Origin of the sequence: Duganella sp. CY15W, from assembly GCF_009857555.1 — a bacterium.
In the GTDB taxonomy this organism is placed as follows: Bacteria; Pseudomonadota; Gammaproteobacteria; order Burkholderiales; family Burkholderiaceae_D; genus Rugamonas; species Rugamonas sacchari.
The window spans coordinates 184,084-197,222 of sequence record NZ_WWCQ01000009.1; the positions used below are offsets into that span (position 1 = coordinate 184,084).

The 13,139-nt window shown below is 63.6% G+C and carries 11 protein-coding genes; 5 read left to right on the forward strand and 6 right to left on the reverse strand.

Features of this window, described 5'->3' with window-relative positions; genetic code table 11:
* The first annotated feature begins 5 nt into the window (after positions 1–5).
* The 4 genes from GTP58_RS30145 (at position 6) to GTP58_RS30160 (ending at position 4,932) form a co-directional block, all read left to right on the forward strand.
* Positions 6–1,001, forward strand: a complete 996-nt coding sequence (locus GTP58_RS30145) for a DUF58 domain-containing protein (RefSeq protein WP_161080609.1) — start codon at positions 6–8, stop codon at positions 999–1,001.
* Positions 998–3,016: a DUF3488 and transglutaminase-like domain-containing protein gene (locus GTP58_RS30150; RefSeq protein ID WP_161080610.1), complete on the forward strand. Its 2,019-nt coding sequence runs from the start codon at positions 998–1,000 to the stop codon at positions 3,014–3,016. Before GTP58_RS30145 ends, GTP58_RS30150 begins: the two co-directional genes overlap by 4 nt.
* Positions 3,007–4,161 carry a lytic murein transglycosylase B gene (mltB, locus tag GTP58_RS30155; RefSeq protein ID WP_161080611.1) on the forward strand — a complete coding sequence of 385 codons (1,155 nt, stop codon included), beginning with the start codon at positions 3,007–3,009 and terminating at the stop codon, positions 4,159–4,161. The genes GTP58_RS30150 and mltB overlap by 10 nt, the downstream gene beginning before the upstream one ends.
* A gap of 420 nt (positions 4,162–4,581) precedes the next feature.
* Positions 4,582–4,932, forward strand: a complete 351-nt coding sequence (locus GTP58_RS30160; protein ID WP_072787183.1) for a hypothetical protein — start codon at positions 4,582–4,584, stop codon at positions 4,930–4,932.
* 74 nt (positions 4,933–5,006) lie between these two features.
* Here GTP58_RS30160 and cysM read toward each other — a convergent pair whose 3' ends face one another.
* Positions 5,007–5,909 (reverse strand): cysteine synthase CysM, encoded by a 903-nt coding sequence (gene cysM, locus GTP58_RS30165; RefSeq protein ID WP_161080612.1) that lies wholly within the window; start codon positions 5,907–5,909, stop codon positions 5,007–5,009.
* Positions 5,910–6,054: 145 nt separating this feature from the next.
* On the opposite strand from cysM, the gene GTP58_RS30170 reads away from it, so the two are divergent.
* Positions 6,055–7,824 (forward strand): cyclic nucleotide-binding domain-containing thioredoxin-disulfide reductase, encoded by a 1,770-nt coding sequence (locus GTP58_RS30170; RefSeq protein ID WP_161080613.1) that lies wholly within the window; start codon positions 6,055–6,057, stop codon positions 7,822–7,824.
* Positions 7,825–7,826: 2 nt separating this feature from the next.
* Here the strand turns inward: GTP58_RS30170 and GTP58_RS30175 are convergent, their stop codons facing one another.
* From GTP58_RS30175 to GTP58_RS30195, 5 genes are all read right to left on the reverse strand, one after another.
* Complete coding sequence (locus GTP58_RS30175; RefSeq protein WP_161080614.1) at positions 7,827–9,146, reverse strand: hypothetical protein; 1,320 nt, start codon at positions 9,144–9,146, stop codon at positions 7,827–7,829.
* On the reverse strand, positions 9,147–10,064 hold the full coding sequence (locus GTP58_RS30180) for a polysaccharide deacetylase family protein (RefSeq protein ID WP_161080615.1): 918 nt from the start codon (positions 10,062–10,064) through the stop codon (positions 9,147–9,149). It abuts the gene before it with no gap.
* The gene (locus GTP58_RS30185; RefSeq protein ID WP_161080616.1) at positions 10,061–11,371 is read right to left on the reverse strand and encodes an MBL fold metallo-hydrolase; all 1,311 of its coding nucleotides are present in this window, start codon (positions 11,369–11,371) and stop codon (positions 10,061–10,063) included. Before GTP58_RS30185 ends, GTP58_RS30180 begins: the two co-directional genes overlap by 4 nt.
* Positions 11,371–12,720, reverse strand: coding sequence for a M28 family peptidase (locus tag GTP58_RS30190; RefSeq protein ID WP_161080617.1), 1,350 nt, complete (start codon positions 12,718–12,720; stop codon positions 11,371–11,373). Before GTP58_RS30190 ends, GTP58_RS30185 begins: the two co-directional genes overlap by 1 nt.
* Before the next feature lie 62 nt (positions 12,721–12,782).
* A complete protein-coding gene (locus tag GTP58_RS30195) occupies positions 12,783–13,079 on the reverse strand; it encodes a helix-hairpin-helix domain-containing protein (RefSeq protein WP_072787189.1) in 297 nt (98 codons plus the stop codon).
* Between the last annotated feature and the right edge of the window lie 60 nt (positions 13,080–13,139).

Sequence of the window (13,139 nt, forward strand, 5' to 3'; positions counted from 1 at the left end):
CCATCATGATGGCGGCGCTGCACTCGCTGTATCGCAAGGGCCGCGACCAGTGGCTGTTCCAGTTGCGCGACAGTGAGCCGGGTGTGGTGACGCTGACCATGCGCCGCGTGTTCATCCTGCCGACGCGCGCCGGGCTGGCGTTTACCGTGCTGCTGCTGGTCATGCTGATCGGCGCCATCAACTACAACCTGGGCCTGGGTTTTGCGCTGACATTTTTCACCGGCGCCTGCGCAGTTGCGGACATGGTGATGACAGCCAGGAACCTGGCGCTGCTGCAGCTGGCATGCGGCCGCGCACAGCCGGTGTTTGCCGGCGAGGAGGCGCAGTTTGAGCTGCATGTGCTGAACCGCAGCCGGCGCGACCGCTTTGCCGTGTGGATGGGTTTTCAGGCCGATGGCGAGCCGCGCCAGGTGCTCGATGTGCCGGCCTGCGGCAGCAGTGCGCTGCAGCTGTCGGCAGCGGCCCGCCGGCGCGGCTGGCTGCCGGCGCCGCGCGTGCGGCTGGTGACGCGCTTTCCGCTCGGGCTGTTCCGCGCATGGGCCTACTGGCAGCCGGACGCGCGGGTGCTGGTGTATCCGGCGCCGGAACTGCCGCCGCAGCCCTTGCCCTCGGCCGGCGCGGCCAGCGAGGATGGGCATGGCACGGTGGGACTGGACAACTTCGCCGGCATCCGCAGCTACCAGCCCGGCGATCCGCTGCGGCATCTGGCCTGGCGCCAGATCGCGCGCCATGATCCGGCGCTGGGCGGACAGCTGGTGACCAAGCATTTCGAAGGCGGCGCGGTGGCCGAGCTATGCCTGGACTTCGCGGCGCTGCCCCTGCAACTGGATCTGGAACTGAAGCTGGCGCGCATGGCGCGCTGGGTGCTGGAGGCCGAACAGCGCGCGCTGCCTTACCGCTTCAAGCTGGCGCAGCACGACTATGGCCCGGCGCTCGGCGACGCCCACCGCGCCAGCTGCCTGCGCGCGCTGGCCCTGTTCGGCCAGGAGGGCGGAGCATGAATGCGGTCCCGCCACGCACGCCGCTGGCGCTGCGCCTCACACGCGACAAGGCAGACACGCTGCTGCTGATTGCCGCCGCGCTCATGGTGCTGGCGCCGCACTTCGCGCACCTGCCGCTGTGGATCAGCGCCCTCGCCTGCGTCACGCTGCTGTGGCGCGCGGCGATCACGTGGACGGGCCGCCGCATGCCGCCCATCTGGCTGCTGGTGCCGGTGGCGGTAGCGGCCATGGCCGGCGTCTACGCCACCTATCGCACCCTGCTGGGCCGCGACGCCGGCGTGGCCATGCTGGTGCTGCTGCTGGCCTTCAAGCTGCTGGAGATGCACGCCAAACGCGATCTGTTCGTGGTGGTGTTCCTGAGCTTTTTTGTCTTGCTGACCAACTTCCTGTATTCGCAGTCCATGCCGACCGCGCTGTTCATGGCGCTGACGCTGGTGGTGCTGCTGACGGCGCAGCAATCCTTCCAGTACACCGGCGTGGTGCCGCCTCTGGCCCGGCGCCTGCGCACTTCGGCCAAGGTGTGCGCGATTGCGGCGCCGATTGCGCTGCTGCTGTTCATCGGCTTCCCGCGCCTGCAAGGCCCGCTGTGGGGCTTGCCCGGCGATGCGCTGGGCGGCAAGACGGGGCTCAGCGACACCATGGCGCCCGGCACGCTGTCGTCGCTGGCGCAGTCCGACGAACCGGCCTTCCGCGTGCGCTTCCTCGACGGCGTGCCGGCCCAGCAGCAGCTGTACTGGCGCAGCATCGTGCTGGGCGACTATGACGGCCGCACCTGGAGCCGCGTGCCGCGCAAGCGCGGCCTGCAACGGCTGGACATCGCCATCCAGACGCGCGGCCGGCCACTACGCTACGAAACCACCATGGAAGCCACCAACACACGCTGGCTGGCGCTGCTGGAGCTCACCGGTCCCGAGCTGCAGGTGCCGGGCTACCGCCTGCGCGACACGGATGAGATGGAAGTGTTCACCACCGACGCCATCAGCCGCCGCGTGCGTTACCAGGCCATGGCCTGGACCAGCTACGCGCTGCAGGCCAATGAGCGCCCCGAGCGCATGGCGCGCTGGCTGGAGCTGCCGGCCGGCTACAACCCGCGCACGCTGGCGCTGGCGCAGCAGTTGCGCACCACCATGCCGCAGGCGGATGCCGCGCTGCTCAGCAACGCGCTGCTGGCGCGCTTCCGCAGCGGCGGCTACAACTACACGCTGGAACCGCCACTGCTGGGGCGCGACGCTGTGGACGAATTCCTGTTCCAGAGCAAATCCGGCTTCTGCGAACACTACGCGGGCGCCTACGTGGTGCTGATGCGCGCCATGGGCATCCCGGCGCGCGTGGTGACCGGCTACCAGGGCGGCGAAATGAATCCGGTCGATGGCTACCTGACCGTGCGCCAGTCCGACGCCCACGCCTGGGCCGAGATCTGGACCCCGCAAGCCGGCTGGCAGCGCGTCGATCCCACGGCCGCCGTCGCCCCCGATCGTGTGCAGCGCAACCTGGCGCGCGCGCTGCCGCAGCCCGCCGCATTTGGCTTTGCGCCGCTGCTGGCGCTGCAAGGCGATCCCGATTCGTGGCTGGCGCAGGTCCGGTTCAGCTATGCCGCACTGAATAATTCTTGGAATCAATGGGTACTGGATTACAATTCCGATAGACAGCGAAGTTTCCTCGAGGAACTAAGCGCAAGCTTTGGCAACTGGCGCAGCGCCGTTGCTGCGGCGCTGGTGTGCGGCCTGCTGCTGGCGCTGCGCTGGCAGTGGCAGCGCCAGCCCGCCGATCCGCTGGACAGCCTGTACGCGGCGTTTTGCCGGCTGCAGGCGCGCGATGGTTATGCGCGCCGCCCGGCCGAGGGGCCGCACAGCTATGCCGCGCGCCTGCAGGCCATGCCCGCGAGCGCGGAAAAGCACGCTGCGATAAACCAGTTTTTGCACCTGTACGGTATGCTGAAGTATGGCGCCGACGGAACCGAATCACGTTCGGCGTCGCTAGCGACGCTAAAAACACTTTTACCTTTATGCCGATGAAGACTCTGATTACCGCCCTGCTGTTGAGTGCCGCAACCGCCAGTTATGCCGCGCCTGTCGATCCCTACGGCTACAAGCTGCCGCCCAGCATGCAGACCAAAAAGAAAAAAGCTGAGCCGAAGAAAAAGGCCGCGCCAGCGGTCGACTATGTTGGCGAGTACGTCAACTTTGGCGACTGGAAAGATGTGCGCGCCTTCCTTGATGACGTCGCTGCGCGCAATGGTTTCAACCGCGACGAGCTCAACGCGCTCATGGCGCAGGTGCGCTATGTCGATGCCACCGTGCAGCTGGTCAAGCCGGCGCCGCCGGGCAAGCCGAAAAACTGGCAGGCTTACAGCAAGCTCATGATCGATCCGGTGCGTATCGATGCCGGCGTCAAGTTCTGGAATGACAACAGCGAAGCGCTGAACCGCGCCGAATCGCTGTACGGCGTGCCGGCGGAGATTCTGGTCGGCATCATCGGCGTGGAGACGGTGTATGGCCGCAACACGGGCCGCTTCCGCGTGCTCGATGCGCTGACCACGCTGGCCTTCTCGTATCCGGAAGCGCCGCAGCGCCGCGAGCGCATGGAATTCTTCCGCGGCGAGCTGGAAGCCACGCTGCTGTTCGCGCGCCAGAGCGGCATCGATCCGCTGTCACTCAAGGGCTCGTTTGCGGGAGCGATCGGCATGCCGCAATTCATGCCGAGCAGCCTCATGAAATATGCGGTGGATTTTGACGGCAGCGGCAAGATCGATCTGCTCAACTCCAGCACCGACGCCATCGGCAGCGTGGCCGCCTTCCTGGTGGGCCACGGCTGGGAGCGCGACCAGGGCGGCCCGCTGGTGTACGCCGCCAATGTCTCGCCCAACCGCGCCTGGGAAACCATGCTGAACCAGGGCCTGACCGCCAAATACGGGCCCCAGGAACTGACGGCGGCGGGCGTTACCGCCACCACGCCGGTGCCGGAACAACAGACTTATGGCCTGGTGGATTTGCAAAATGGGGCTGATCCGACTGAATATTGGCTCGCAAACAACAATTTTTTTGCGATCACACAATATAACCGCAGTTATTTTTACGCCATGTCGGTGGTGGAATTGGGCCGTGCCGTGCGGCTCGCGCGTGGCGGCGCACCAGCGCCAGCAGTTACTTCAGGAATGTAAGCAAGCGTAAAACATCTTGTCTCCAGAGTAAGACCACAGTATTGTTTAGTTGACACTTGGCAATAAATTGTACACACTGCCAACTACGCAATACAATGTGGGCTACTTTACAACGGAATTGTTATACAATTAACTTTAACTGTTCATTAAAAGTGTGCACAGGCAGCTTAACATACAACTCGGTGTATAATTCTCACACAATGTTGCAGTCGGACAACAATACTCTGCGGGAAGATGATTTTTTGTATTGCTGCTGAGTATTAGATTGCACGATGTTGTACAATTGTGTATATATTATGAAACTTGTTATCCTGGAATCCGTGTCCGTGTATAAATACTCCTGGTAAGGATTGGACATTGACGCAGCAAAGCCCCGAGTGTTGTACTTTGCAGGACAACTTTACAGAAGGAAAAGACGACATGACAAACCAAGTCGGCATAGACATGAACAATGATGCGGATGGCGATGATCTGCTGCAATACAATCCCAACCGCCTGCTGGATACCCTGATCGAGAACCTGCGCCTGAAAAACGACGCAGCGCTGTCGCGCGCACTGGAAGTAGCACCACCAGTGATCAGCAAGATTCGCCACCACCGCCTGCCGGTTGGCGCTTCGCTGCTGATCCGCATGCACGAAGTCAGCGATCTGAGTATCCGTGACCTGCGTTACTTGATGGGCGACCGCCGCAACAAGTTCCGCATCAGCGACAAGCAATTCAAGCCTAAAGAAGGCGAAACCCCGAACGGCGGTAACAACAACCAAGGCTAATCCAGCCTCGTTGTCATCCGTTCCGGTCAGCACGCCCTCCTCCCTTTTACCAAGGGGACGAGGGCGTTGTCGCTTCAGGCCGGGAAGACGCCAGTCGACAGGTAGCGGTCGCCGCGGTCGCAGACGATGAACACGATGGTGGCGTTCTCCACCGTTTGCGAAATGCGCAGCGCAATCTCGCACGCGCCCGCTGCCGAGATCCCGCAGAAGATGCCTTCCTCCGCCGCCATGCGGCGCGCCATGCGTTCAGCCGCCGCCTGCGACACCGACTCCACGCGGTCCACGCGCGAACGGTCGTAAATCTTCGGCAGATAGGCTTCCGGCCATTTGCGGATGCCGGGTATCGACGAGCCCTCTTCCGGCTCGGCGCCGATGATCTGCACCTCCGGATTCTGTTCCTTCAGATAGCGCGAGGTGCCCATGATGGTGCCGGTAGTGCCCATGGCGCTCACAAAGTGGGTCACGCGGCCATCGGTGTCGCGCCAGATTTCCGGTCCCGTGCTTTCGTAGTGCGCGCGCGCGTTGTCCTGGTTGCCGAACTGGTCCAGGATGATGCCCTTGCCATCCTTTTGCAGCTGCTCGGCCATGTCACGCGCATACTCCATGCCACCCGTCTTGGGCGTCAGCATGATGTTGGCGCCATAGGCGGCCATGCTCTGGCGGCGCTCGACACTGAGATTTTCCGGCATCAGCAGCAGCATCTTGTAGCCACGGATGGCGGCGGCCATGGCCAGCGCAATGCCGGTGTTGCCGCTGGTGGCTTCGATCAGCGTATCGCCCGGCTTGATGTCGCCGCGTTCCTCGGCACGCATGAGCATGGACATGGCGGCGCGGTCCTTGACCGAACCGGCCGGATTGTTGCCTTCCAGCTTGCCGAGAATGATGTTGTTGCGGGCGGCGGCATCCGCGCCGGGCAGGCGCACCAATTGCACCAGCGGCGTGTTGCCGATCGTATCTTGCAGAGTCTTGTAAGCCATCGTGTTCTTGTTCGAGTTCGCCAAAATGACCATTTTAGCCGAGTTGCCGCAAAGCGGCCGACTACCGCCTAAGTCTTTGGACTGGCGGCGCCGCTTCGGCTAGACTGGCAACATTCGTGCAACCATCTTCATATTCGGAATTCTCATGGCCACCACCTCCACGGAACTGCTCCCCGAAGAAACCCCGGACGAGCCGACACCGCGCCCCGCCCTCGACCTCGAACAACGCCGGCATCAGATCTTCCCCACGCTGAGTCCGGCCGACATCCGCCACATGCAGCGCTTCGGCCATGTGGTGTGCTTCAAGAACGGCGAAATGATTTTCGAAGCGGGCAAAACCAGCTTCGGCCTGATGCTGGTGCTGAAAGGCGGCATCGAAGTCAACCGCTACGATGGCCTGGGCAACACCTCATACGTGACCACCCACCAGCCCGGCCAGTTCAGCGGTGAAGTGGCGCAGCTGTCGGGCCGTCCGTCGCTCGGCAATGGCCATGCAGTGGGCGATGTGGAAGTGCTGGTGGTGCCATCAGAATCGCTGCGCGCACTGCTGGTGGCGCATGCCGACCTGGGCGAACGCATCGTACGCGCGCTGATCCTGCGCCGCGTCGGCCTGATCGAACAGGCATCGGGCGGCCCGGTGATCGTCGGTCCGCGTGGCCATGGCCGCATCCACACGCTGCAAAGCTTCCTGCAATCCAACGGCCATCCGCACGTAGTGCTCGACCCCGAGCATGACCAGCAGGCGTCCGACCTGATGGCGCACTACCAGCCCAAGCCGGAAGAGCTGCCGCTGGTGGTATGCCCGGACGGCGTGGTCAAGAAAAATCCCACCGTGGTCGATATCGGCCGCTGCCTCGGCATGCTGCCGGAGCTGGACGGCGACAAGGTGTGGGACGTGATCGTGGTGGGCGCCGGCCCTGCCGGCCTGGCGACGGCCGTGTATGCGGCATCGGAAGGCCTGTCAGTGCTGGCGCTGGAAACCCGCGCTTACGGCGGCCAGGCCGGCGCCAGTGCGCGCATTGAAAACTACCTGGGCTTCCCGACCGGCGTTTCCGGCCGCGCACTCGCGGGCCGCGCTTACGTGCAGGCGCAGAAGTTCGGCGTCGAGATCGCGATCCCGGCGCCTGCGGGCAGGCTGATCTGCGACACCTACCCGCTGCAGGTGGAGATGTGCGGCAGCCTGCAAAAACTCAAGGCCAGGAGCGTGGTGCTGTCGTGCGGCGCGCGCTACCGCCGTCCGTCGCTGGCCAACCTCAAACAGTTCGAGGGCAAGGGCGTGTACTACTGGGCCTCGCCGGTCGAGGCCAAGCTGTGCAAGACTGAGGAAATCGTGCTGGTCGGCGGCGGCAATTCGGCGGGCCAGGCGGCCGTGTTCCTGTCAGGCTTTGCGTCCAAGGTGCATATGCTGATCCGCAAGGACAGCCTGTCGTCCACCATGTCGTCCTACCTGATCGAGCGTATCCAGGCCACGCCGAATATCGAGCTGCACACCTGCACCGAAATCGTCGCGCTGGAAGGCGATGAGGATGGCCTAAAGCAGGTGCGTATCCGCCATGCCAGGAACGGCGACGAGTGCGACTACGATGTGTGCCGTGTATTCCTGTTCATTGGCGCCGAGCCTAACACCGGCTGGCTCAGTGACTGCGGCGTGGACGTCGATGCCCATGGCTTTATCCGCACCGGCTTTGACGTCACCAAGTCGCAGTGCAAGGCCAACTTCGCCAACGGCGTGTATCCGCGCGACCTGCCCTCACGCGCCGCGCTGGAGACCAGCGTGCCCGGCGTGTTTGCGATTGGCGACGTGCGCGCCACCTCCACCAAGCGCGTGGCCGCCGCTGTTGGCGAGGGCGCGGCCGTGGTCTCGCAAATCCACCAGTTCCTGGCCAACCTGCCAGCAGATAAGCTGGGAACGTAAGCTTAGCCGGCGAGCCGCAGACGCTGCAGCAATGCTTTGAGGTTATCAGGATAGGCTTGCAGCATGTCGGCGAACAGCGCCGTTACCGGTTGAGATAAAAGGAACTGCTGCTGCGCCTGATCTGGATACACATAGCATTGCCTGGCCCGCAGCCAGGCGAACAGGCCTTCCTCCAGGCGCAGCTTGCGCGCCTCCTCGGCACCAACCCGCAGGCCGACGCGGGCGATTGCCTCCAGCCAGTTCCAGCGATTGGTTTCCGACAGCCGTAAGAAAAATCCGACGCTATCACTGGTTTCAAGCTGGCTGCGTATCAGTGAGAACGGGATGTAAGCCCCATATCTGGACACCAGCTGCACGGCGAGCTTGCGCACACCCGGCGCGGCATCATGCATCGCGGTGAGCGCGATGTCATCCTTGTCGTGTGGCGCGAGTTTGAACCACGCAGACAGCGCAGCGGCGCGTATCGCGGGATGGCGGCTGTCCACATGGGATTTGATGAGTTCCAGATCTGCCGCGTCGCGCTGTGCCGCCAGCGCAGCCAGATAAACGCGCGTGCGTTGCGCCGGATGTTCTGATTCCAGTCTGGCACGGTAATGGCCGCGCACATCAAAGCCGGCCGCCAAAAGATAGATCGCCGCCGCTGACCGTAGCGACGATTGCAGATCATCCAGCGCCGCAATCGCGATCTCCATGCGCGCCTTGATTGGCATGGCCAACAAGGCGCGGACAGCCATGGTGCGGACCACAGCGAAATGCGTACGTGCCGCCGCACGATATGCCAGCTCCTGCTGCTCCGGCGCCAGCTGCGCGCACAGAACGACAGCACGATGGGCCAGCACCACGTCGTCGCGGCGCTTCAGCATCAAGCCGATCAGGTCCACCAGTGGCATCAGCTGGTAGTCGAGCAGCAGGTGGACGGCGGCGCGCGCAATTCTGAGATCGGGACTGGCCGCTGCCATGCGAATCGCCTCGCCGCCCACCTGCTGGATCAGTTGCCGCTCCACGACGGCCAGCCATCCGGCGTTGTCTTCTCTTGCGCCGCTATGCAACTGCCGCAGCAACGGCAGGATGGCCATGATCTCCCCGGCCGATGCATGCGGCTGCAAGGCGCTCCATGCCGCACGCGCTGCTTTGCGCACGGCCGGCACCCAGTCGTTCAGCCGTGCCGCGACTTCCGGCAGCAGCTCGGGTTGCGCCAGTTCGGCAGCGCGTTTGAGCGTGGCCTCGCGTACATAGCCGGAATACGAAGCCGCATGCTCGCGCAACACGGTGACGCTATCCGCTGTGCGTATCGACTCGATGATCGCTGCGAAATAATCCATCTACAGTCCCTGCTGCCTGAGCGCCTCGATTTCGGCATCGCCATCATCGACCAATCGCTCCCAGCCTTCAAACTTGCCGAGGCCTTTGCTGCGCGCGATGGAAAGCAGCAGGCTCTGGCCAGCAACCAGCTTTTCCGGCGGCTGCGAGTAGACCTTGTCGGCAAAGGCCTGCGCGGGTGTGATGATGGTCCAGCCCATGTCCCTGAACTGCTGGATCGCGTCCTTGAGCCACAGCGCGTTGACCAGGTTGTGGTGCATCAGGATCACTTGCGGAATGTCGCGGCCTTCCAGCTGTCGCGACAGGTCGCGATAGGCAGTCGCGCGCTGGCGCAAGTGCGACAGGTAAGCCTGCCTGATCGGCGCGAGATCGGCTTGCGGATTTTTGGCCAGCACGTCGTTGAGTTTTTCGTCCAGCCGCCAGTCGCTGGTGTCCAGGCTCACATAGGCGTTGCGATAACCGGCCTGCTTGAGGAAGGCGCGCATGCCGTCGCGTTTTTCCGGCGTATTCCCCTCGCGCAGGAAGGTGAAGCGGAACCACTTCTGATAGCCCGGCAGCGTTGCAGTAATCCGGTCGCAATCAGTAGTCTCCCGCTGGTACTGCGCCAGCGTGACTTTGGCGTCGTTGAGGTCCAGGTGCGTCATGGTGTGGTTGCCGACCGCGTGCCCTGCCTTGCCCCAGTCCTGCGCCAGCGCATAGCCTGCCGGACGGTCCGCGCCATTGCCGCAGGTGACGAACAGCGCGGCCGATACCTTCTGCGCGGACAGCGCATCAAGCAAGGCCTGGTTGCGCTGCTGCGGCGACAGCAGCGGCGTTTCCTGCAGATGCGGACCGTCATCAAACGTGAACGCCACCGACTGCGCCTGCGCAGCACCAGCGACAGCTAGCAGCAGACCGGCAATCCATGCAGCTGATTTCATTGTTTCTCCGTGAGCCGGCGCAACTGCGCCGCCTGATAAGCGCCGATGGCGTCGTTGAACAGGCAGCGTATGAGCGGATCATCCACGATGTCGGCATCGGCTGGCGCGCCATCGATACGCAAATACATGGAGGTCAGCGACTCGCCCAGCGCCAGTCCCGCGTACAGCTTGGCCATGGGGATGGCCGTCAGCCATGCTGGCGCTTCCTCATCACCCATCAGCGCGATGCGGTCGCCATGGATGCGGTAGCGGAACTGCTGCACCTGGCCCGCATGATCGTAGACCGACAGCTGCCACACGCACGGTGCGGCGAAGTAGCTGTCCTCCGGCAGTTCCATGTCTTCATAGCGCTGCAACAGGCCGTTGCGGCAGAAGTCCAGCACCAGCGCTTCCTGATCGGCCGTCAGCGGCGCAAAGCGGCGCGCGATGTCGGCCGTGGGTGGCGGCACGAGGTCCGGGTCGTATGCGTAATCGACGTCCTGCTCACCGACTGGCAGCACCCAGGGCAGCGGCGTGGCGGGCGTCAACGCAGCGGCCGTGAGTTCCACCGCGACGCCAGGGTTGAGCCGCACCACGCGCGCAGCGGGCAGCCACTCGCCCACCGCCTGCGCAAACTGGCGATAGGTGATCGGGAACAGCGCGTGGTTGTACCACGACCATGGCTCCTGGCGGAACTGGCAGGAGCTGGGCACCACGTAGCGCGGCGCCAGCGCCTGCAGCTGTTCCGGCCATTCCTCTGGCAACGCCACCGGGCCGCGCTCGGCGCGCGATGGTGCGATTACATCCACTTCGCGCATGGTCTGGAATGGCCACAGCACCATGTCCCACGGTGCATAGGGCTTGAGCTGTTCCAGCGTCTCCGGGTCCATCCACGAATCCACCACGTTCAGCACATTGAGGCCTTCGGCGCGGATCTGGAACATGGAATCGACGTCCGCATCCAGCGCACGGCGCGGAATAACCTCAAACGCGCCGACCGGCACGGCCACATCGACCGTGAGCGCCTGTACATTGATGAAGCCCAGCGCGCGTATCATCGCAAACAGTTCGTCGAACAGGCAGTACATATGGATCGGCGTGCTGCGGTCCAGCAGGTCCAGGCTCTCCAGTGAACAATGGTCGTCGTGCAGGTGCGAGATGAACACGGCGTCGGGACGCAAGCCGCGTATCTGCTGCGCGTCGAAGGCCACATCAGGGAAGGCGTGGCAGTTGCGGCTGAACGGATTCTCAAACACCGGATCAAACAGGATCTGCGTGCCGCCGCTCTCGAACACATAGCCGGCGTGGAGGATGCGCGAAATCTTCATCAGCGCAGCGGCGTTGGGTAGCTGGCCGGGCTCACATTGCCATCCTTGTCGATGGCCTGCACGCCGAAGTACACATTGTCCTTGGACTGCGGCATGGTGAATTCGGTGACGTTGCCGACGAACTTGCTGCCCTGCCAGTCCGCCGCCGTTGTGTCGCGCCAGACAATGCGGTAGCCCGCCAGATCAGGCTCGCTGTTGGCCTGCCATACCAGCTCCGTATCGTTCTGCAGCTTGGCCGTGCGTACCTGCACCTTCTGCGGTGCAGCCGGCGCCAGCGCCAGCGAGGACAGGGCCGCCGCGTTCACGCGCGCCACCCTGGCGATGTAGTTGTAGTCGTTGTACTGCGGCAGATCGCCGATCAGCACCCCGTTCTCGGTGCGGATGTTCTGGTGCTGGTGATTGAAGTCTTCAGCCGGCTCGGTGAAACGCAAGGCCGCATAGCCCCGCTCGAGGAAAGGCATATGGTCGCCGCCGCGCAGATAACGGTCGCGGCGCTGGATCACATTGACTTTAAATTTGGGCACATAGCGCTCGCCCGCCTCCTTCACCGCGCGCGCCAGTTGGCGCGACAGCGAATCGTTCTCGCCGCCGGTCTGGATCAGCGTACGCACCGCATCGCTGTTTTCCTTCTGCACCGGCAGGCCTTCTGCGAACAAGCGTACTTGCGTGTCGTCCTTCTTGCCATGTTCGTCACGCGAACTGCCGATGATGTCGTTGGTGAACATGCCGGCGATGTTCAGATTCTTTTGCCTGGCCTGCTCCGCCCAGTGCGCCGCGCCCAGCAAGCCCTGCTCTTCCGCCGCCACCGTCATGAACACCAGCGTGGCATCGAATTTGTACCTGGCCATCACGCACGCCATTTCCATCACGGCCGCCGTGCCGGAAGCGTCATCGTTGGCGCCCGGCGCGTCGCCGCTGGCATCCATCACATCGGTGTTGCGTGAATCGTAGTGGCCGCTGACCACGTACATGCGGTCCACCGATGCCGCCTGCGTGCCCGGCAAGGTCGCCACCACGTTCACGATTTCCGTGGGACGGCTGATGCGTGCCGACACCGGCGCGATGTGACTATCAAACTCCACCTTGAGCGCCGTGCCCGCGCCGCAGCGCTCCAGTTCCGCCTTGATCCAGCGGCGCGCGGCGCCAATGCCCTCGGTTTCGGAGACCGTGTCCGACATCGTGTGGCGCGTGCGGAAGCCCACCAGCTTGCGGATGGTGGCTTCTATGCGTACCGGGGAAATTTCTTTGACGATCTGGTCGATCTGCGCCTGATGACGTTTGGTATCAGGTTCTGCGGCCGTGGCAGGTACGGCGATCAGCAGTGCCAGCGCGAGGGGTTTGATCTGCATGCAGCGGTCTCCGGGGAGTAGCCCGCGACGCTGTGGCCGCGGGCCGTTGGAAAACCACTATCTTACTTGGAAGACTTGGCCGGCGCACCGTCTTTCGACTTGCCATTCACTTGCAAGCCAGCCTCGGACAGCTTGAGTGCATTCTTCTGGCCGATGCCTTTGACACGCTGCTCCAGGTCGCCCCAGTCCTTGAATTCGCCCTTCTTGCGCTCTTCCAGGATGGCCTTGGTCTTGGCCGGCCCCAGGCCGCGGATGGCGTCCAGCGCGGCCGCATCGGCCTTGTTGACGTCAACCTGGGCCCAGGCCAGGGTCATGCTTGCGGCCAGCGTGGCAAGCGCCAGCAGTAGTTTCTTGTACATAAGCGTCTCCGTTCAGTTGAACAAGGGCGACCATCGCACCTTGAACCACCTTAACGGCGG